Origin of the sequence: Microcoleus sp. PH2017_12_PCY_D_A (assembly GCF_020738565.1) — a bacterium.
In the GTDB taxonomy this organism is placed as follows: Bacteria; Cyanobacteriota; Cyanobacteriia; order Cyanobacteriales; family Microcoleaceae; genus Microcoleus.
In genome coordinates, this window is record NZ_JAEQCI010000029.1 from 1 (window position 1) to 17,101 (window position 17,101).

Sequence of the window (17,101 nt, forward strand, 5' to 3'; positions counted from 1 at the left end):
AGGGCAACTAATTTCTAATGTCATATCACGCTATGGGAAACACTTCTCTAATTATAGCTTACTCCGATCCTTTCCTTCAGGGCACTACCCAAATTCAGAGGACTAAAGTCCTCACTACAAACTAATTTTATTGCTACGAACTAATCTTACTGTGTTCTTTCAAGCGCACATCAAATATGAAATATTGGCACTATTGCATCGATTTGGGATTGATAGCGGTATTTTCTATCGCCCTTGCCACTGAAAAATCTTTAGCTGCTTTACCCTTACAAGAAGGAGTCTATCACGGCGGCGGTTCTCGCTACATTCAGATCGCTCAAAAAGCAAATATAATCTGCTTCAAAGGCTTTTCTCCTAACGGAGTTACCGTAGCTTCCGTTACCGCAGATCCCATCCGGCAAAACTCCTACAAAATCAACGGATTCGATGGTATAGTTCTCAGGCAGCAAGATAAAGATACTCTCTTCTTTGGCCCGGCAAATCAGTTAATTAAATACATAGAAAACTCCGGTTTTTCCAGAGATTTAGATAGCGATTTGCAGCAATGCCTGAATTCCCAAAAGCCATTCTTCAAACAAAAATCAGGCGGTCGAAATGCGCGCTAAGAAAAGCGTAAATTCCTATCTATCCGTACAAAAGAAAACTGTAAAAAAGTTGCGATCGCATGAAGACGATTTATATACTTGTAGGGGAGAAGCATTCGGGCGATAATTTCTGCAATAAGTTTCAAGATTTGTCTCCGAATGCTTCGCCCCGGCCTTTACGCAACCGCTCTAACCAAACTCATCTTACTTTTGTTTTGCCGCCGCTTTCTTCTTCGCTTCCTTCTCCGATTTCTTCGCAGCCTTCTCAGCTTCAAGTTTTGCCAACTTGGCTAGTTCTTTCTCTTCTGCTATTTTATCTAGATAGTAATGGTAGTCTCCCAGATAAGTGCGAAACTCACCGTCGCGAACTTCTACTATTTTGTTAGCGACTTGAGAGATAAAATAGCGATCGTGCGAAACTATAATTACCGTACCGTCGTAATTCTTAATCGCCTCTTCCATCATCTCCTTCGCCGGAATGTCGAGGTGATTTGTCGGTTCGTCTAAAATTAGCAAATTCACGGGAGTCAACAGCATCTTTGCCAAAGCCAGACGGGCTTTTTCTCCACCGCTTAAAGCGCCAACGTGTTTGAATACTGTTTCGCCGTTAAACAAGAACCGCCCCAACAAAGTCCGCACTTCTTCATTTTTCCAGTCGGGTACTTCGTCGTGAATGGTTTGCATCACGCTTTTATTCAAATCTAAGGCTTCTGCTTGATTTTGTTCAAAGTAACCGGGGATGACGTTGTGGCCTCCCATTTTGACTGTACCTTCGGTGGGCGTTTCTAAACCCATGATCAGGCGCAACAATGTAGATTTTCCGGCGCCGTTGGGGCCTAGAAATGCAATGCGATCGCCCCTTTCAATTAATAAATCTGCTCCCAAAAATAGGATTTTGTCGCCGTAGGTGTGCACTAAGTTTTCAATTATGGCTACTTCGCGGCCGCTGCGGGGTGCGGGGGGAAACCGGAAATGCAAGGTTTTTAAGCCGCCGGTGGGGGCTTCGATGCGTTCAATTTTGTCTAACTGTTTCTCGCGACTTTTGGCCTGGGTGCTGCGAGTGGCGCTGGCGCGGAATTTTTCAACGAATGCTTGCTGTTTTTCGAGTTCTTTTTGCTGGCTTTCGTAGGCGCTGAGTTGGGCTTCTCTGGCTTCTGCTTTTTGTAGTAAATAAGACGAATAGTTGCCTAGGTAGGTGCTAGAAACGCCGCGTTCGGTTTCGACGATTTGGGTGCAGAGCCGATCGAGAAATTCGCGGTCGTGGGATACGATTACCATTGGGGTTGTCAGCCCTTTGAGGTAAACTTCCAGCCATTCGATCGTTTCTAAGTCGAGGTGGTTGGTAGGTTCGTCCAGCAGCAGGATGTCGGGTTTTTGGAGGAGAATTTTACCTAAACTCATCCGCATTTGCCAGCCGCCGCTGAAAGCACTGACTAATCGATCGCCATCTTCGGGTTCAAATCCGATTTCTGGTAAAATCTTCTCGATTTGGGCTTCTAAACCGTAGCCGTTTAAGCCTTCAAATTGCCGTTGCAAGCGATCCATTTTGTGGATCAGTTGGTCAAGATTTTCTGGGGTGGAGTTTTCCAAGTCTCGATGGACTTCCATCAGCGATTCGTGAACTTCATTGGCTTCGCTAAAAGCGCGCCAAAATTCCTCTTTAACGGTGCGGGTGGGGTCAATTTCAAATTCTTGGGAGAGGTAGGCGATGTGGAGGCTGGCGGGGCGAATGACTTCGCCGGAGGTGGGTTCCATTTCGCCGGCGATGATTTTGAGTTGGGTGGATTTGCCGGCACCGTTGACGCCTACTAAGCCGATGCGATCGCCCGGTTTGACTTCCCAGGTGACATCTTTGAGTACGACGCCTGTGGGATAAATTTTACTGATGTGTTCGAGTCGCAGCATTGTTGTGGGGACTGGGGAAGGGGAAGGTTTAGCGGCGGATGGGATGCCGGCGCTGAGGTCGAGTTAATCTTAACAAATTTTAATTAAATTTAGTCATTGGCAAGATTTGGGTTTGGGCGGGCGATCGGATTTTGCATTTTAGATTTGGGATTTTATAGCCCTGGGCGCGCGGGTAGCGAGAAACCGGGTTTTTTAGGAAAATACTTGTCACAAAGCCCCAGATTCTCGAAAAACCCGGTTTCTTTGGTGTATGAGTGCGATCGCATTTGGGGAAGTTGAGGAAACAGGGCTACCGTGCTGTTTCAGATTGAATTTCTCGAATAATGGTTGAAACTTCTTCTTCTGAATCTAGATGTCGTGCCAAAACTTGGGCTGTTGCTTCCAGGAGGCGATCGCTAAACAATTTTGTTAAATCTTGCCGCAAACCTTGCCCAATGTAAAATTTGAGCAAAGCTGACAAAGGCATATCTCGATGCAGTGCTACTTTGTTTAGGGATTCTCAAGTATCTGTTGGGATTTCGATTGATACTGTTGTTGGGCGCGATCGGACTTTTAATGTCAGTTCTTTTTCAACGTTGTTCATATAGTTTCCTTTCTGTACGGGTAACTGGACGTGCAGAAATTATTGGGAAAGGCGATCGTAATAGGTCGTATCTCAGTATATCTAATTTGTTGATACAATACATTATAATAGTCAGTGTCAACCTCGATAGCAAAAGAGAGCGATCGTGCCAGCAAGAGACATTTATCATCAAGTTGTCAAACAGGGTCTGATTAAGGCTGGCTGGACAATTACCCACGATCCCTATCCATTAGCTTGGGCGAAGAGAAACCTATCGATCGATCTTGGTGCAGAACAGCTATTAGCTGCTGAGAACAACGATCGCAAGATAGCCGTTGAAGTTAAAAGTTTGATCGGAGAGTCTAGAATTGCAGATTGAGAGCAAGCTTTGGGTCAATATACTCTTTACTATGACATCTTAAAACGGACGGAATCTGAAAGAAAGCTGTATCTTGCAATTCCACTAAATGCTTTTACTGATTTTTTTGAAGCATAAAAATTTGGTCAAATATTGCTCAATAATCGCATAAATCTTGTTGTTTTCAACCCAAAAACAGAGGAAATAGTACAATGGATAGCTTAAAGAATTATCGTCAAATTGTTAAGCAGCTCCTCGCTGAATATTCTGAGATTCCTGTTGTGGACAAGGGCATACAAAACGCAACACTTTTTGATGTAGAAAGTGACCGCTATATGTTAATAAATATAGGCTGGTTTAACGAGCAGCGCATTCACCATTGCGTGATTCATATTGATATTATTGACGGTCAGGTGTGGATTCAAGCAAATAATACCGATCGCCTGATTGCTGAGGAGTTAGTCGCAGCGGGAATTCCGGCTAAATCAATTGTTTTGGGGCTTCAACCGCCTGATGTTAGATCCTATACTGCTTATGGAGTACCCTGTAGGGAAATGGCAACCGCAGCCCAAGAATGTTATAAATGAGGGGAGCAGTAGACAAAATCCATGCCAAGGAAAATTCGACAGTTGAAAGTTGAGATTGCCCGTAAAGGGTTTGTTTATTTACCGAAACGTGGCAAAGGTAGCCATGAACGTTGGCGACATCCTTTGCTCAAAAAAACACTGACAATTTCCGGCAAAGATGGAGATGATGTGCCACTCTACCTAGAAAAGCAGTTAGCAGAGTTATTAACTGAACTAAATGAGTTAAGGGAGGATGAGGATTTATGAGTCGATACAGCATGATTGTTCAATGGTCTGATGAAGATCAGCTTTTCTTAGTCACGATTCCCGAGTTTGCCGATCGCGTTGTTATGCCTTGCACTCACGGTAAAACTCGCGAGGAAGCTATTCATAGCGGCGAAGAAGTGATTGAAATGTATTTGGAAGCTTGGGAAGCTGAAGGTGAATCTATCCCGGAACCTCGCACGCTTCAAATTGCTTGATTGCTATGACAAAAGTCTATTATTGTGGTGAAAAAGGGCGATCGCTTAACGTGCGGTTTCTGTGTTGCGGAATCATGACTAATAGTTCGATCGGGCGATCGCACTGAGGGCGATTCCCTACGAGATAGCTTCGCCGCGCGTGCTTTTGTGTTTGTTGGGAATTGACGAAAGGGCGATCGGGCTTCAACACCCTTTTTGCAAGCAATGAGACAAAGTGGGGAAGAAGTGAGGAGAGAAGTGCTACATCGCCCTTGGAGAAGTTGAATGAGAAGCGCTATCCTACTTAAAATTCATCAGATGAAGTTACGAAATATCCTACTATCATAGGACTTAATGCTGATATAGCTGTAGCAAAAATTATGACTATCCACTGCGCTAATGTTGGGGTAGGAATAGATGCAGCAGCGACAGCAGCAATACCAAAACTTCCCCTTGTCAATAATTGAATATTTCCTATTAGGGAAGTCCAGAAATCAAATAAAATAGCTGGCCACCACATCCAACATAAAATTGTACGCATTCCCAGATCCATAGCATATTCTTTGCCATTAATTGTTATAGTAAAATTATTTGTCTTCTTTTGAACCTCTGGTTTCCAAATATTCGTAGTTAGTACACTTAAGCCCGCAATAAAAAAGGCAAGAACTATTGCAACTCCCATAGTCCCTGAATTTTCACCACCTAAAATACTTACTATACCTTTGTAAGTCGTCACCACATCCCAAACAGCGGGAACGCAAAATACAATAATTGCAAAAGTTCTGATCATCACTAACTCCTCTAACGAAATAAAGTTAAGGCTAATATTAGACCCACGACCACAGTGAGAATAGCAATTGCTACATGAAGGTTCTTACCATAGACTTTAGATCCACCAGATAAGTTTTCAGAATTCTCAGATGCAGGCGATTGTGACTGATTGGAAGTTTCATCTTCTATCGCTGAATTTTGTGACCGTTTAATAGAAACATTTGGCCACGATCTACGTTTCAGCATTATAGTAGAAAAATTACTGAAGATACTACCCAGAATAGTAAACAAATTTTTATTTTTGGCAACATTGTTCGACAAATCTTTGTGATTTGTTGAAGACTTGAAGCATAGGTCGATTATATCTTTTAGTAATTCTTTCCAAATCTTTAAATACTTACGCCTATCTTCAAGAAAATAACCTTGTTTTGAAGCTTGAGTCTCTAGGATTTTTATTTTGTCGATAATTTTTAAATGTATGGTGCTGGCTTTTTGTGTAAAAGTGGAATCTTTGTTATTGAAATCACTAAAGAGTATTAGATTGCTATGGAGGAGTAATACTGCATTATAAAACGCTGTTAACGTACATTCATTTATTACTTTCTTTTTAAATTCTCTATCTATATATTTTACTTCATGAAGTATTGAAATTAAATGATTATTTTCGTTCCAACCGATTATTGATCCGACGACATCTAAGGCGGATTCAAGAGCCTCTTCAAAGGTAGTGGTTCGATCGATATTAATGCATTCATTATTTTGTTCACCAGTCATTGTGTGTTTTATCTCCTAGCTGATTTCCGTTAGGGGAATAACTTCAGTACAGCAATTGATTTTACCCAGCATCTCTAGTACCCCGCCCGGTGTTTCCAAGCGGGATGCTCATAAATCTGCTATTTACTGACTTGGGAAAATTTTGCCACCCTCCTACCACCAGCTACCTCCATCGCCGCCGCCAGAGTCAGAACCGCCGCCAGAGTCACTACCTCCATCGCCGCCGTCAGAGTCAGAACCACCGCCATAGTCACTGCCATAATCACTACTGGAGTCAGAACCACCGCCATAGTCACTGCTATAATCACTACTGGAGTCATACTCGCTACTGGAGTTATAGGAGTTATAGCTAGTAGTGGAGTCATAGTCGGTACTGGTATTAACCCTACAATCTTCAGTAGATCCAGACCATCCGAAAAATGACCATCCACCAGATGATTCCTCTACAGATGACGCAGGCGTGTAGTATCCAGAATCAGATTCATCATCATCATTCCCGCCACCGCCAAATAAGCCAAAAATAGAACCATTATCGTCATTGTCGTTTTCGGGTCTTTCTATCTCCTTTATGTTATTGTAGGCTTTCCAATTGTCGTCTGCTCTGCAATTCAATTCTGACGTTTCACCCGATTCCCGCTCACATGGTTGCTCTGGAGGGTACTGATTGAGAGCATTGTCAACTAAACCCAGTCCACCAGTAACAGCAACTACAATCTCTGTAATAACTGCTGTACAGTCATTAAAAAAATCACTTATTTCATCCATAAATGTCGCTTTGCTTGAGCTTTTATCTAATATAGTGCCTATGGCTCAGGTTGAACAGCGATTAAAAGGGATCAAAAGCGATCAAAAGTGATAATATATTTCTGCCAGTGCTAAGATAGAGAAAAATATTTTTCAGGAGAATTGACCCATGACTGCTGATGAAGCTCTAGCGCTTGTGGAAACAGTTCTAGATGGCAAACGGTTGAACGACGTGCAAGAGCTAATTTTCAGACAATGTTGGGAAGGACGACAGTCTTATAAAGAAATTGCTCAAATCAACAGTTATAATGATGAATATATCAAGTATATTGCTGGAAAATTATGGAAGTTACTATCAAAAGCTTTTGACGATAAGGTTAAAAGAAATAACCTAAAGTCAGTAGTAAATGGATACTTGCGGCGACATCAAGTGAACTCACAGCGAAATCAGTTAATGGGAATAAATCTGAGTGGAGCAGACTTAAGTGGCTCAATATTATGCTTTGCAAACTTAAACGGAGCCAATTCATTTCCAGCTAATTTAGACAATGCAATCAATCCTGATAATAAGACAGAATCAGATTTAGGCGATGAGAAAATACCGGATGAAAAGGGAAATAACCAAGAAATTGAGTCTAACACAGAAGAACTAATTTATCACTGGAATGATTTGTGTTTTCGCTGCGAAGAAGAAGTGAAAATTGCCGAAGCACTCGATCGCGCGAACATCTTTTTCTTCCCCAACTCCAAAGCCCGCCTCACAACACCGGAAGGCAGGCAAAGCCAAGAACCCGATTTCCTCATATTTCACCAAGGCAAATTGGGTATTCTTGAGATATGGCATCCCGACACACCAAAAGATGAAACGCGCGATCGCGACTTTGCCTCTGCTGGCATCTGCACTATCTACTATTGTGAAGCCCACAGGTGCAGTCAAGAAGCCGATCGCGTTGTGCAGGAATTTTTAGAGATTTTGAGTCACGCATAGGGCGAATGGTTTTTTCGTAAGGGCGATCGCACTCCCCAAAAAAGTCGAGTTAACCTTACAATACTCTAATCAACAATTCACACCCCCCTTTCACAACGCAACTTCCTTGGCCTACGACAACACCTGCAAATATCTAGCCGAAAAATTCCCCGCCGCCTTCGTCCACTGGCTACTACCAATTGATGAACCCACCGCTGTTCAGGTACTCAAAACCGAACTAATTCAAGAACCCATCCGAGCCGATTCTCTCGTTTTCCTGCAAACGGATAACCAAATCCTACATCTAGAATTTGAAACCCGACCCTACTCCGACCCGCCGATCGCCTTCAGGATGCTAGACTACTACGTCAGGCTCAAACGGCAATACTCCTGTGACATCAATCAAGTAGTAATTTTTTTGCAGCAAACAGCCTCAGAACAAGTTTTTGTATCCGAGTACACAGACGCGAACACCCGACACGGCTACCGAGTTATCCGCCTGTGGGAACAAGACCCCGCTTTACTGCTGTCCGTCCCCGGCTTACTCCCATTCGCGACACTATCCCAAACCGACTCGCCGCGAACTTTGTTAGAGCAAATCGCTACTCAGATTGCTACAATAGAAGAACCGAATCAACAAGCGGATTTACTCGCTTGTACCCAAGTGCTCGCAGGTTTGAGATTTGAAAAAAACTTAATCAGACAACTATTTAGGAAAGAAACTATGCGCGGTTCTGTGATTTACCAAGAAATTCGCGAAGATGGCCTCCTTGAAGGAAGACAACTAGGCCTCCTTGAAGGAAGGAAAGATGAGGCGCTGTCGTTGCTCACTCGCCTGTTGACTCGACGCATCGGTCCGATCGCACCTGAAATCCAAGAACAAATTCAGACCTTATCCGTAGAAGAATTAGAGGATTTAGGAGAGGCGCTGCTGGATTTTTCAGAAGCCTCTGATTTAAACAATTGGTTGAATGAACATCAGCCTTAATTTCTCAAACATAGTCTGCTCTGTTCAAAACTTCACCAGATATATACTTTAAGGAAACTTAAGCCATGACCGTTGATGAAGCAATCGCGATCGCAGAAACAGTCCTTGATGGCGAAGGCTTAAACGACGTGCAAGAGCTCATCTTCAGACAATGCTGGGAAGGCCGATGTTCCTATGAGGAAATTTCTCAACTCTCTCAATATAATGACGAATACATCAAAGCGCTAGCTGCTAAACTCTGGAAAAAACTCTCAGAGGCTTTTGATGAAAAAGTAAAAAAAAATAATTTACGCTCTGTTTTTAAGCGATACTTGCGACGACATCAAGTGACATTACATCGAACTCAAGTAATTGGAGTTAATCTTAGCGGTGCTAACTTAAGCGGAGCCAGAATATCATTCGCCAACTTAAGTGAATCTGATTCATCAACAGATTTACAGGGTGCAACTATATCTGATTATAATACAGTATCAGATGGAATTATTAAGCCTGAAAACGCGCATAACCAGGGAATTTTCTCAAGCATAAAAGAACGGATTTATCACTGGAATGATTTGCGTTTTCGCTGCGAAGAACAAGTAAAAATAGCCGAAGCGCTCGATCGCACAAACACCCTCTTTTTCCCCAACTCCAAAGCCCGCCTCACCACACCCTCCGGCCGACAAAACCAAGAACCAGATTTCCTCATCTTCCACCAAGGCAAATGGGGTATTCTGGAAATATCGCATCCCGACACAGAAAAGGATGAAACGCGCGATCGCCTATTTGCATCTCACGGTATCAGCATCATCCACTACTGCGACGCTAACAGATGCCGGGAAGAACCCGATCGCATTGTCGAAGAGTTTTTAGAGATTCTCAGTCAGGGATAGGGCGAGTGGTTTTTTCATAAGGGCGATCGTATAGGGCCCAGAAACCGGGTTTTTTAGGAAAATACTTCATTGTCACCGACAGATTAGGTAAAAACCCGGTTTCTTTGTCGGAGTGCGTCAGTCTATAAGGGCGATCGGACTCCGTAACCAAGTAGATTTAACCTTGACAAATTACTTGATTTGTGATATGCACGAGTGGTGGAAATTTTTAAGGGCGATCGGGATCTACTTCTGCAAAACGGGCGATCGCGATCGAGCCTAACTCATTCCCCAGCAGCCTCAGCCGACGCAGCGAATCTATCCGCTACAGCTTTGCCAATTAGCGCCACCTGACTCAGAGGCAAAAACTGAATTTTTTTGAGAATATCGTTAATTTCTGGTGGTTGCGAGACTGGATTGCCATCCAAAAAGCTGAGAAACTGTTCCAGGGTATAGCCGGTTCTGGCTGCAATCTTAGCCAAGTTTTCAGTATCGGGAACCGTATCGCCCCTTTCCCACAATTGCACGGCAGTCGCAGAAACCCCCAAAAGCTTGCCAAACCCTCGCTGACTCATTGTTCCCCGGGCCGTTTTGATGATTTCACTAAGTTTTTCTCTGTTTTGGATGTTCACAACTTAAAAGGTACTCGATCGTATCTACCAGTCTACTTAGGAATAGAAATTAAATAACTTAAGCAAATTTGTGGGATGGGCGGGACGCCCATCCCACAACAATCATTAAAGCCTAAGTTATTAAATTTTCATTCCTTACCAACTGATACATCAACTATATTTTCCAGACGACTCAGCAGCCGCCGCGAGTCTATCCATCACCGCCCTACCAACCACGGCTAGCTCACTAATTGGTATACACTGAATTTTCTTGAGCAGATCGTTAGTATCTACGGGTTCACGCATGGGCTTGCCTTCCAGATGAGCGAGCAACTCTTCCATCGTAAACCCTGCCCTCACGGCAATCTGAGCCAAATTTTCTGTATCTGGGATGCTCTGACCTTTTTCCCACAACTGAACCGCAGTCGCAGAGACGCCCAGAAGCTTGCCGAATGCCCGCTGACTCATGGAACCGCGAGCTAGTTTGACAATTTCGATCAACTTTTTCTTAGCTTCTGCGTTCACAGTATCAGTCACCAGATAAACACAACTCCCAGTTTACGGCCCAATTGACTTGGACTCCAGCCCTAATTCCCAGAAACCTCAGCAGCAGCAGCCAACCGCTCCACACCGGCTCGAACAATCACTGCTAAGTCACTCAGTGGCATACATTGGATTTTTTTAAGGAGCTCGTTGGTATTGACAGGTTCCGGCATTGGTTTACCTTCGAGATGAGCCATCAACTCTTCCATTGTAAAGCCCGCTTTTGCCGCAATCTGAGTCAAATTTTTCGTATCCGGGAGTACCTGGCCCTTTTCCCAATACTGAACCGCAGACCCAGAAACTCCCAATAGCCTACCAAAAGCGCTAAAACTCAGGTCGCCACGGGCTAGCTTCACAACTTCGCTCAGTTTCTTCCTAGCTTCTGTGTCCACAGTATTAGTCACCAGATCAACACAACTCCTAGTTTACTTATCTACCAAAAAATCTGTCTTTCTTGCTTGACAGCAAAAAGTTTACCAGTTAGAGTGTAAATACTTTTGAAATCATAATTCTATTTGTAGCCAATCAGGGGCAGTAAAAATGACTCGCAAGACACGCAATACACGTCAAAGCCTTACAGCCTCCGGTTGGCTAAAACCCCAGCGCTGGCAAATTTCCAAAACGGAAGCCGCCGAAGCCCTGAAAATGCCCGTCAACCGCATAGTCAAAGTCTACCCCAAACAACATCAGGTAATAGTCGTTTATCTGAACAAAAAAGGACAAAAATGCAGCTCCTTTTTCAGCTACAGACTATTTGCCAGATGGGAAAAAGAGACGATCGCAGCGATCGCCAGTTGTAGAAACCAGCAAACCCTCGCGCCTCTAGAAATCATTGTACAATACGACATCGAACATTTCAAATATCCAGTCCAGAGCGCCGACGCAATTTGGGAAGCCCTACTCAACAATATCTCCCGCGTCACCAGGGAGCTGAGGCTGAGCAAACAATGCGCCTAGCCCCCCACGCACGATTTATCAATTAGTAGAAGCAGCCAACTCAGCCAAACGTTCCTGCTGATCCTGAGAAATGCAAGTCTGAATAATCCCCTCAATATCTCCCTCCAAAACAGTATTGAGCGAGAAATTCTCCCCCAAACGGTGGTCAGTAGCCCGATTGTCCTTATAGTTGTAAGTGCGGATTTTCTCCGATCGCGAACCAGTACCAACCTGAGCCAAACGCCGCGACTTCACCTCATCCTGCTGCTCCCGCAACTTCATCTCATAGAGCTTAGCCCGCAAAATCTGCATCGCCCGCTCCTTATTCTGCAACTGACTGCGCTCCTCAGTACAGAAAATCCGAATCCCCGTCGGCTTGTGAAACAAATCCGCAGCAGTTTCCACCTTGTTCACATTTTGACCGCCAGCGCCGCCCGATCGAGCCGTACTCATCTCAATATCCTTCGGATCGATGTGAATCTCCACCTCATCCACCTCCGGCATCACCGCCACCGTCGCCGTCGAAGTATGCACCCGGCCGCCAGCCTCAGTCACCGGTACGCGCTGCACCCGGTGTACTCCAGCCTCAAACTTCAGTTTGCTGTAAACGCTGTCGCCCGTAACTTCCAGAATTACCTCTTTAAAGCCGCCCATTTCTGCCAGTGACTCGCTCACCAATTTTACCTGCCAGCCTTGAGTTTGAGCGTAACGGGTATAGAGCCGCAGCAAATCACCCGCCCAAATACTAGCCTCATCTCCGCCAGTACCCGCGCGAATTTCCAGCATAATATTCTTGTCATCGTTCGGATCGCGGGGGAGCAGCAAAACCTTCAAACGGCTTTCCAAATTCTCCAGCTTAGATTCAAGTTCCTCAACTTCCAAGGAAGCCATTTCTTGCAATTCTCGATCGCCCGCAGCCTCTTTCAACACCTGTTTGGCACCCGCCAAATCATCCTGAGTGGTTTTCCACAGCTCGAAAGTATCCACCACTTCTTCTAAGGACGATCGAGCTTTCGCTACCCGCTGAAACTCATAATTATCCCTAGCGACATCCGGGTCAGCCATGCGGCGAGTCAACTCATTAAAAGTTTGCTCTACCGACTTCAATTTATCCAGCAAATAAGATTCAGCCATGTCAAATGTCCTCCGTCAATCGATTTTAGATTTTAGATTTTAGATTTTAGATTTTAGATATTGAAGAGAAGTTGGGATAGAATCGCGATCTTTCCTCAGTTACGGGCCGTAGTAACTCTTCAGTCTAAGCTCTCCAATCCGAGGGCGGATAGATTTTAGATTTTAGATTTTTGAATTGAAGAGAAGTTGGGATAGAATCGCGATCTTTCCTCAACTACCAGCCGTAGCAATCTCAAATCTCAAATCCAAAATCCGAGAGCAGTCAGTTACCAGTAGAAAAAACTACTTCCAACCGACTGCGGACAAATGACAATCCGGCTACTTCTTCTTTTTGCCTTTAGCAGCAGCCTTAGCAGCATCAGCCTTGGGGTCTTCCATTTTCAGAGGCCCAGACATAGCATCTGCCTTCGGCATTTCTACTTCCGTCATGCCGTATTTCCGCATAAACCGTTCGACACGACCTTCAGTATCAATAATCTTCTGAGTGCCGGTATAAAAAGGATGATTTCCCGACCAGACATCAACTTGAAGCTTTGGTCTAGTGGAACCAACAGTCATCACAAGTTCCCCGTTGCAATAAACCTGAGCTTCCGGATACCACTCAGGGTGAATGCCTTCTTTCGCCATTTTTTTTACTCTCTAATTTTTGACTTTACAACCATTTTAGCTGTCCTAGGACTTGCGTACCAACAACAGCGGCAATTTTCCGCGATCGTTGGCTGTGAAAGCGCGAATCGGGAATCAGAAATATACCTTGAAAAAAAGAAGGATGGAATCAGGAAAATTTTTCCTTCTTCCCTCTTCCTTCTTTGTTCCATCCGTTACATCCGTTACATCCGTTACAAAATCCGCTGCCGAACTTCCCTCTTCCTTCAGAAGCTGGATTACCGTTTCGAGTATTGAGGAGCCTTGCGAGCTTTCCGCAAACCGTACTTTTTACGTTCTTTAGCCCGCGGGTCGCGAGTCAAATAGCCCTCAATCTTCAGAGGTTTCCGGTTGTCCGGGTCTAACTGACAAAGTGCTCTAGCGACACCCAAACGAATCGAGTCAGCTTGACCTGTCAGGCCGCCGCCTTCGACTTTCACCAAAATGTCGTACTCATTTTCTAGACCCAAAGTTTCCAAAGGAGCCTTAGCGAGTGCCAAATAAGTAGGGTTGAATTGCAGGTACAAATCCCCATCTTTACCGTTGACAGTCAGTACGCCTGTGCCGGGAACCAAGCGCACCCGCGCCACCGAACACTTGCGGCGGCCGGTACCCCAGTACACAGCGCGGCCGGTATCTGTTGCTTGCATTACTCATTTCCTCCCGGAATCGTGTGAACAATTAATTCTTCTGGTTGTTGAGCTGCGTGTGGATGGTTGGGGCCAGCGTACACCTTCAGCTTAGTAAACAGTTGTCTGCCCAGAGAAGTGTGAGGCAGCATTCCGCGGATAGCTTCTTCGACAATTCTTTCGGGCAAACGTGCTTGCAATTTTGCAAAAGTTTCTGTTTTCATACCGCCCGGTCTGCCAGAGTGGCGGCGGTAGATTTTCTGGGTGCGTTTTTTGCCAGTAACAGCGATTTTGTCAGCATTGATGACAATTACGAAGTCGCCGGTATCCATTGAAGGAGTGTAAGTGGGTTTGTGTTTGCCCCGGAGGTACATGGCAACTTCAGTTGCCAGACGGCCCAGCCGCTGGTCGGCGGCATCGACCACGTACCACTTGTGCTCTAGGGAGTCTTTAGTAGGGACGTAAGTTTTGTTCATTGTTAGTTGTTAGTTCTCTGTTAATTATTGTTAGTTTTTAGTCGTTAGTTTTTAGTCGTTAGTTGTTTTTAATTGTTACTTGTCCTTAGTTTTTTATTAGTAGTTGCCTAATGACTAATGACTAATGACTGACGACTAATGACTGACGACTAATGACTGATGACTAATTTTGGCTGAGTGTCGTACCAGACATCTGGGGGAAAGGGAAAGTCTGAATAGCCAACCCGCAGCAGGCACAAACCTTGAGCGGGAGCGGCGTATTTTACCATTTCTCGGCGTTCGTTGACCCAGATATCTGTGAAATTGTCGATCGCCCTTTCCCCCTGACCCACCTGCACCAGCAACCCCACCAGCAGCCGCATCATCCCGTACAGAAACCCGCTCGCCTGAACCTCAATATATATAAGAGGCCCAGAACGGTGACACTCTGCCGCTTGCACGTCCACCCAGGAATGGGGGCGGGCAGACCCCGCGCGGTGGAAAGCAGCCAAGTGATGCCGCCCGATTAGCGGTGTCAAAGCTGCCTGAATCAAAGATTCGTCCACAGGTGCGTGATAGCAGTGCCAAGCATAAGGACGCACAAACAGATTAGGAATCGGGTCTGTATAAAGGGTGTAGCGATAGCGCCGCCAACTGGCTGAGAAACGAGCGTGCCAGGTAGGTTCCACCTTTGCCGAAGCTCGAATTAAAATATCTTTTGCCAGTCGAGAGTTGAGAACGCTTGCCCAGCGGTGAGCCGGAATTGGGCCACCAGCATCAAAATGGGCTACTTGAGCAGCGGCGTGAACTCCCGCATCCGTTCTCCCGGCGGCGTGCAGCGTTACCGGGCGTTGGAGCACAGTCGATATTGCTGTTTCAATTTCTTCTTGTACTGTACGCTGGTTCGGCTGTCGCTGCCAACCGTGAAAGTTAGTGCCGAGGTATTGGATTACCAGAGCAACGCGCTGTGTCGATCGGGCATTTTCGATTGGGGATTTTGGATTGTCAGTCATAAATCACAAATCTCCAACCCAAAATAGAATTAAACCAGTTCAACGATCGCCATTTCGGAATTGTCTCCTTGGCGGGGGACAGTTCGCACTACGCGGGTGTAGCCCCCCTTGCGCGAGCCGTACCGTTCTTGGGCGGCTTCAAACAAGGCGTGTACTAACTGTTTGTCGTAGATAAAGCCCATAGCTTGCCGGCGAGCGGCCAAGGAGCCATCTTTTGCCAGGGTAATCATTCTGTCAGCTTCTGGGCGCAGCGCTTTGGCGCGGGCGAGAGTGGTAGTGATTTTACCGTGGCGGATTAATTCGGTGGTCAGCGAGCGCAACATGGCGCGGCGCTGGTCAGCCGGTTTGTTTAGTTGGGGGACGCGACAGCGGTGACGCATGGCAGTTAGTAATTGGTAATTGGTAATTGGGCGCGGGGATAGACAGTCTGCGAGCTCGGGCGGTGAATTCTTCTTGGTTCTGAAGCACTCGCGCACTGAAAATGCAGATTTTTTTTACTCGTTACCCGTTGATTAACTTTTAGCTGATTTTTCCTGTGGCAAGGTAATGCCCAAGCGTTTTTGTAAAGCTTCAATCACTTCTTCTGCGGACTTCTGCCCGAAGTTCTTAATCTCGAGCAAGTCTTCTTGGCTATATTCCAATAAGTCTGCAACTGAGTTGATCTGAGCCCGCTTGAGACAGTTGTAGGCCCGGACTGACAACTGCAATTCTTCGATCGGAATTTGGCTCGTAGGATCGGCCTCACCTGGATACTCGGGTTTGAGAGAATCGTGGGTGATGTCTTTGAGAGGTGCAAATAAATCTACCAGGATGTGGGCAGATTGACTCAGAGCTTCTTGAGGAGTCACGCTGCCATCTGTCCAGATTTCCATAACCAGCCGGTCTTTCTCAGCACTGCCACCGAGCCGAGCATCTTCCACGCTGTAGTTGACTCTGCGAATCGGCATAAAGATGGCGTCAATTTGGAGAAAATCCAAAGCCGACCCATCATCGCGACTGCGGTCTACTGCTCGATATCCGATGCCTTTTTCAATTCTGAATTCCATTTCCAGAACAGAACCCGGTGAGAGAGTCGCAATGTACTGCGATTTATCGATCAATTCCACCTCAGAGGGCAAATCGAATCGATCGGCAGTAACTGTGACCGGCCCCTCAATCCGCAACCTACCGATTTGCGGCTGCTGGGAATGAGTTTTGAGAACGACCTCTTTCATGTTCAGGAGAATTTCCAGAACGTCCTCACGTACCCCTTCGATCGTGGCAAACTCGTGATTGACTCCCGCGATGCGGACTGAAGTTACTGCCGTTCCTTCCAAATTTGACAGCAGAACTCGCCGAAGCGCATTCCCGACAGTTGTTCCCTGACCGCGATCGAGCGGTTCCAGAACAAATTTTCCGTACTGACTGCGGTCTTTGTCAGTGTTAGACTCTATACATTCAATTTGAAACTGCGCCACGGAGTGACCTCCCTTTTCCACTTTGGATTTTTGATTTTGGATTTTAGATTGCAGAGCATACCCCTGAACGGATTTCGGATTTTGGATGGACGGGGCAACAGTTAGAACCATTATTTTTTGACTTTAAGCAGTTAGCCAATATCCAAA

Annotated in this window: 25 protein-coding genes and 1 pseudogene; 10 read left to right on the top strand and 16 right to left on the bottom strand. The window is 45.5% G+C overall.

Annotation, left to right across the window (positions count from 1 at the left end; all coding sequences use genetic code 11):
* Window positions 1–176: 176 nt before the first annotated feature.
* Window positions 177–605, top strand: coding sequence for a hypothetical protein (locus JGK39_RS08240; protein ID WP_293250570.1), 429 nt, complete (start codon window positions 177–179; stop codon window positions 603–605).
* A 183-nt stretch (window positions 606–788) separates the two neighbouring features.
* Here JGK39_RS08240 and JGK39_RS08245 read toward each other — a convergent pair whose 3' ends face one another.
* Both JGK39_RS08245 and JGK39_RS08250 read right to left on the bottom strand, forming a co-directional pair.
* A complete protein-coding gene (locus JGK39_RS08245) occupies window positions 789–2,489 on the bottom strand; it encodes an ABC-F family ATP-binding cassette domain-containing protein (protein WP_293250573.1) in 1,701 nt (566 codons plus the stop codon).
* A 289-nt stretch (window positions 2,490–2,778) separates the two neighbouring features.
* Complete coding sequence (locus JGK39_RS08250; RefSeq protein ID WP_293250576.1) at window positions 2,779–2,949, bottom strand: hypothetical protein; 171 nt, start codon at window positions 2,947–2,949, stop codon at window positions 2,779–2,781.
* Between the two features lie 268 nt (window positions 2,950–3,217).
* On the opposite strand from JGK39_RS08250, the pseudogene JGK39_RS08255 reads away from it, so the two are divergent.
* The 4 genes and pseudogenes from JGK39_RS08255 (at window position 3,218) to JGK39_RS08270 (ending at window position 4,457) form a co-directional block, all read left to right on the top strand.
* Window positions 3,218–3,547 (top strand): annotated as a pseudogene (locus JGK39_RS08255) (element excision factor XisH family protein).
* A gap of 74 nt (window positions 3,548–3,621) precedes the next feature.
* Window positions 3,622–3,996, top strand: a complete 375-nt coding sequence (locus JGK39_RS08260; RefSeq protein ID WP_293296037.1) for a XisI protein — start codon at window positions 3,622–3,624, stop codon at window positions 3,994–3,996.
* A 42-nt stretch (window positions 3,997–4,038) separates the two neighbouring features.
* Window positions 4,039–4,242 (top strand): type II toxin-antitoxin system HicA family toxin, encoded by a 204-nt coding sequence (locus tag JGK39_RS08265; RefSeq protein ID WP_366048847.1) that lies wholly within the window; start codon window positions 4,039–4,041, stop codon window positions 4,240–4,242.
* Window positions 4,239–4,457, top strand: a complete 219-nt coding sequence (locus JGK39_RS08270; RefSeq protein ID WP_293296034.1) for a type II toxin-antitoxin system HicB family antitoxin — start codon at window positions 4,239–4,241, stop codon at window positions 4,455–4,457. Before JGK39_RS08265 ends, JGK39_RS08270 begins: the two co-directional genes overlap by 4 nt.
* A 19-nt stretch (window positions 4,458–4,476) precedes the next feature.
* Here JGK39_RS08270 and JGK39_RS08275 read toward each other — a convergent pair whose 3' ends face one another.
* The 4 genes from JGK39_RS08275 to JGK39_RS08290 form a co-directional block, all read right to left on the bottom strand.
* Window positions 4,477–4,647 (bottom strand): hypothetical protein, encoded by a 171-nt coding sequence (locus JGK39_RS08275; RefSeq protein WP_293296032.1) that lies wholly within the window; start codon window positions 4,645–4,647, stop codon window positions 4,477–4,479.
* Window positions 4,648–4,740: 93 nt separating this feature from the next.
* A complete protein-coding gene (locus JGK39_RS08280) occupies window positions 4,741–5,226 on the bottom strand; it encodes a hypothetical protein (protein WP_293296030.1) in 486 nt (161 codons plus the stop codon).
* A gap of 11 nt (window positions 5,227–5,237) precedes the next feature.
* Complete coding sequence (locus tag JGK39_RS08285) at window positions 5,238–5,981, bottom strand: hypothetical protein (RefSeq protein WP_293296029.1); 744 nt, start codon at window positions 5,979–5,981, stop codon at window positions 5,238–5,240.
* 153 nt (window positions 5,982–6,134) lie between these two features.
* Window positions 6,135–6,746: a hypothetical protein gene (locus JGK39_RS08290; RefSeq protein ID WP_293308474.1), complete on the bottom strand. Its 612-nt coding sequence runs from the start codon at window positions 6,744–6,746 to the stop codon at window positions 6,135–6,137.
* A gap of 148 nt (window positions 6,747–6,894) precedes the next feature.
* Here JGK39_RS08290 and JGK39_RS08295 point away from each other — a divergent pair, with 148 nt between their 5' ends.
* The 4 genes from JGK39_RS08295 (at window position 6,895) to JGK39_RS08310 (ending at window position 9,814) form a co-directional block, all read left to right on the top strand.
* Window positions 6,895–7,713, top strand: coding sequence for a pentapeptide repeat-containing protein (locus JGK39_RS08295; protein WP_293296026.1), 819 nt, complete (start codon window positions 6,895–6,897; stop codon window positions 7,711–7,713).
* 106 nt (window positions 7,714–7,819) lie between these two features.
* Window positions 7,820–8,680 (top strand): Rpn family recombination-promoting nuclease/putative transposase, encoded by an 861-nt coding sequence (locus tag JGK39_RS08300; RefSeq protein WP_293296024.1) that lies wholly within the window; start codon window positions 7,820–7,822, stop codon window positions 8,678–8,680.
* A 65-nt stretch (window positions 8,681–8,745) separates the two neighbouring features.
* The gene (locus JGK39_RS08305) at window positions 8,746–9,552 is read left to right on the top strand and encodes a pentapeptide repeat-containing protein (RefSeq protein WP_293250612.1); all 807 of its coding nucleotides are present in this window, start codon (window positions 8,746–8,748) and stop codon (window positions 9,550–9,552) included.
* 112 nt (window positions 9,553–9,664) lie between these two features.
* On the top strand, window positions 9,665–9,814 hold the full coding sequence (locus JGK39_RS08310) for a hypothetical protein (protein WP_293250615.1): 150 nt from the start codon (window positions 9,665–9,667) through the stop codon (window positions 9,812–9,814).
* Between the two features lies 1 nt (window position 9,815).
* Here the strand turns inward: JGK39_RS08310 and JGK39_RS08315 are convergent, their stop codons facing one another.
* The 3 genes from JGK39_RS08315 to JGK39_RS08325 all read right to left on the bottom strand — a co-directional run bounded on the left by JGK39_RS08315 (window position 9,816) and on the right by JGK39_RS08325 (window position 11,089).
* Entirely contained in the window at window positions 9,816–10,106 is a 291-nt protein-coding gene (locus JGK39_RS08315) for a helix-turn-helix transcriptional regulator (RefSeq protein ID WP_293250618.1), read from the bottom strand.
* 207 nt (window positions 10,107–10,313) lie between these two features.
* The gene (locus tag JGK39_RS08320; RefSeq protein ID WP_293250621.1) at window positions 10,314–10,679 is read right to left on the bottom strand and encodes a helix-turn-helix transcriptional regulator; all 366 of its coding nucleotides are present in this window, start codon (window positions 10,677–10,679) and stop codon (window positions 10,314–10,316) included.
* 50 nt (window positions 10,680–10,729) lie between these two features.
* The gene (locus JGK39_RS08325; RefSeq protein ID WP_293250624.1) at window positions 10,730–11,089 is read right to left on the bottom strand and encodes a helix-turn-helix transcriptional regulator; all 360 of its coding nucleotides are present in this window, start codon (window positions 11,087–11,089) and stop codon (window positions 10,730–10,732) included.
* Window positions 11,090–11,225: 136 nt separating this feature from the next.
* Here JGK39_RS08325 and JGK39_RS08330 point away from each other — a divergent pair, with 136 nt between their 5' ends.
* On the top strand, window positions 11,226–11,642 hold the full coding sequence (locus JGK39_RS08330; RefSeq protein ID WP_293250627.1) for a hypothetical protein: 417 nt from the start codon (window positions 11,226–11,228) through the stop codon (window positions 11,640–11,642).
* A gap of 18 nt (window positions 11,643–11,660) precedes the next feature.
* Here the strand turns inward: JGK39_RS08330 and prfA are convergent, their stop codons facing one another.
* From prfA to JGK39_RS08365, 7 genes are all read right to left on the bottom strand, one after another.
* Window positions 11,661–12,755 (bottom strand): peptide chain release factor 1, encoded by a 1,095-nt coding sequence (gene prfA / locus JGK39_RS08335; protein WP_293250630.1) that lies wholly within the window; start codon window positions 12,753–12,755, stop codon window positions 11,661–11,663.
* Window positions 12,756–13,073: 318 nt separating this feature from the next.
* Window positions 13,074–13,382 carry a 50S ribosomal protein L31 gene (gene rpmE, locus JGK39_RS08340; protein ID WP_293175969.1) on the bottom strand — a complete coding sequence of 103 codons (309 nt, stop codon included), beginning with the start codon at window positions 13,380–13,382 and terminating at the stop codon, window positions 13,074–13,076.
* Window positions 13,383–13,639: 257 nt separating this feature from the next.
* Entirely contained in the window at window positions 13,640–14,050 is a 411-nt protein-coding gene (gene rpsI, locus JGK39_RS08345) for a 30S ribosomal protein S9 (protein WP_293250633.1), read from the bottom strand.
* Window positions 14,050–14,505, bottom strand: coding sequence for a 50S ribosomal protein L13 (rplM, locus tag JGK39_RS08350; RefSeq protein ID WP_293175972.1), 456 nt, complete (start codon window positions 14,503–14,505; stop codon window positions 14,050–14,052). The genes rpsI and rplM overlap by 1 nt, the downstream gene beginning before the upstream one ends.
* Before the next feature lie 149 nt (window positions 14,506–14,654).
* A complete protein-coding gene (gene truA, locus JGK39_RS08355) occupies window positions 14,655–15,497 on the bottom strand; it encodes a tRNA pseudouridine(38-40) synthase TruA (protein ID WP_293250636.1) in 843 nt (280 codons plus the stop codon).
* A 29-nt stretch (window positions 15,498–15,526) separates the two neighbouring features.
* A complete protein-coding gene (rplQ, locus tag JGK39_RS08360) occupies window positions 15,527–15,877 on the bottom strand; it encodes a 50S ribosomal protein L17 (RefSeq protein ID WP_293250639.1) in 351 nt (116 codons plus the stop codon).
* A gap of 132 nt (window positions 15,878–16,009) precedes the next feature.
* Window positions 16,010–16,954 (bottom strand): DNA-directed RNA polymerase subunit alpha, encoded by a 945-nt coding sequence (locus JGK39_RS08365; RefSeq protein WP_293250929.1) that lies wholly within the window; start codon window positions 16,952–16,954, stop codon window positions 16,010–16,012.
* Window positions 16,955–17,101: the final 147 nt, after the last annotated feature.

Excerpts from the sequence above, each read along its gene's own strand:
- JGK39_RS08240 (WP_293250570.1), top strand. The coding sequence starts at position 177 with ATGAAATATTGGCACTATTGCATCGATTTGGGATTGATAGCGGTATTT.
- JGK39_RS08245 (WP_293250573.1), bottom strand. The coding sequence starts at position 2,489 with ATGCTGCGACTCGAACACATCAGTAAAATTTATCCCACAGGCGTCGTA.
- JGK39_RS08260 (WP_293296037.1), top strand. The coding sequence starts at position 3,622 with ATGGATAGCTTAAAGAATTATCGTCAAATTGTTAAGCAGCTCCTCGCT.
- JGK39_RS08270 (WP_293296034.1), top strand. The coding sequence starts at position 4,239 with ATGAGTCGATACAGCATGATTGTTCAATGGTCTGATGAAGATCAGCTT.
- JGK39_RS08280 (WP_293296030.1), bottom strand. The coding sequence starts at position 5,226 with ATGATCAGAACTTTTGCAATTATTGTATTTTGCGTTCCCGCTGTTTGG.
- JGK39_RS08285 (WP_293296029.1), bottom strand. The coding sequence starts at position 5,981 with ATGACTGGTGAACAAAATAATGAATGCATTAATATCGATCGAACCACT.
- JGK39_RS08290 (WP_293308474.1), bottom strand. The coding sequence starts at position 6,746 with ATGGATGAAATAAGTGATTTTTTTAATGACTGTACAGCAGTTATTACA.
- JGK39_RS08295 (WP_293296026.1), top strand. The coding sequence starts at position 6,895 with ATGACTGCTGATGAAGCTCTAGCGCTTGTGGAAACAGTTCTAGATGGC.
- JGK39_RS08305 (WP_293250612.1), top strand. The coding sequence starts at position 8,746 with ATGACCGTTGATGAAGCAATCGCGATCGCAGAAACAGTCCTTGATGGC.
- JGK39_RS08315 (WP_293250618.1), bottom strand. The coding sequence starts at position 10,106 with ATGAGTCAGCGAGGGTTTGGCAAGCTTTTGGGGGTTTCTGCGACTGCC.
- JGK39_RS08330 (WP_293250627.1), top strand. The coding sequence starts at position 11,226 with ATGACTCGCAAGACACGCAATACACGTCAAAGCCTTACAGCCTCCGGT.
- prfA (WP_293250630.1), bottom strand. The coding sequence starts at position 12,755 with ATGGCTGAATCTTATTTGCTGGATAAATTGAAGTCGGTAGAGCAAACT.
- rpmE (WP_293175969.1), bottom strand. The coding sequence starts at position 13,382 with ATGGCGAAAGAAGGCATTCACCCTGAGTGGTATCCGGAAGCTCAGGTT.
- rpsI (WP_293250633.1), bottom strand. The coding sequence starts at position 14,050 with ATGCAAGCAACAGATACCGGCCGCGCTGTGTACTGGGGTACCGGCCGC.
- rplM (WP_293175972.1), bottom strand. The coding sequence starts at position 14,505 with ATGAACAAAACTTACGTCCCTACTAAAGACTCCCTAGAGCACAAGTGG.
- truA (WP_293250636.1), bottom strand. The coding sequence starts at position 15,497 with ATGACTGACAATCCAAAATCCCCAATCGAAAATGCCCGATCGACACAG.
- rplQ (WP_293250639.1), bottom strand. The coding sequence starts at position 15,877 with ATGCGTCACCGCTGTCGCGTCCCCCAACTAAACAAACCGGCTGACCAG.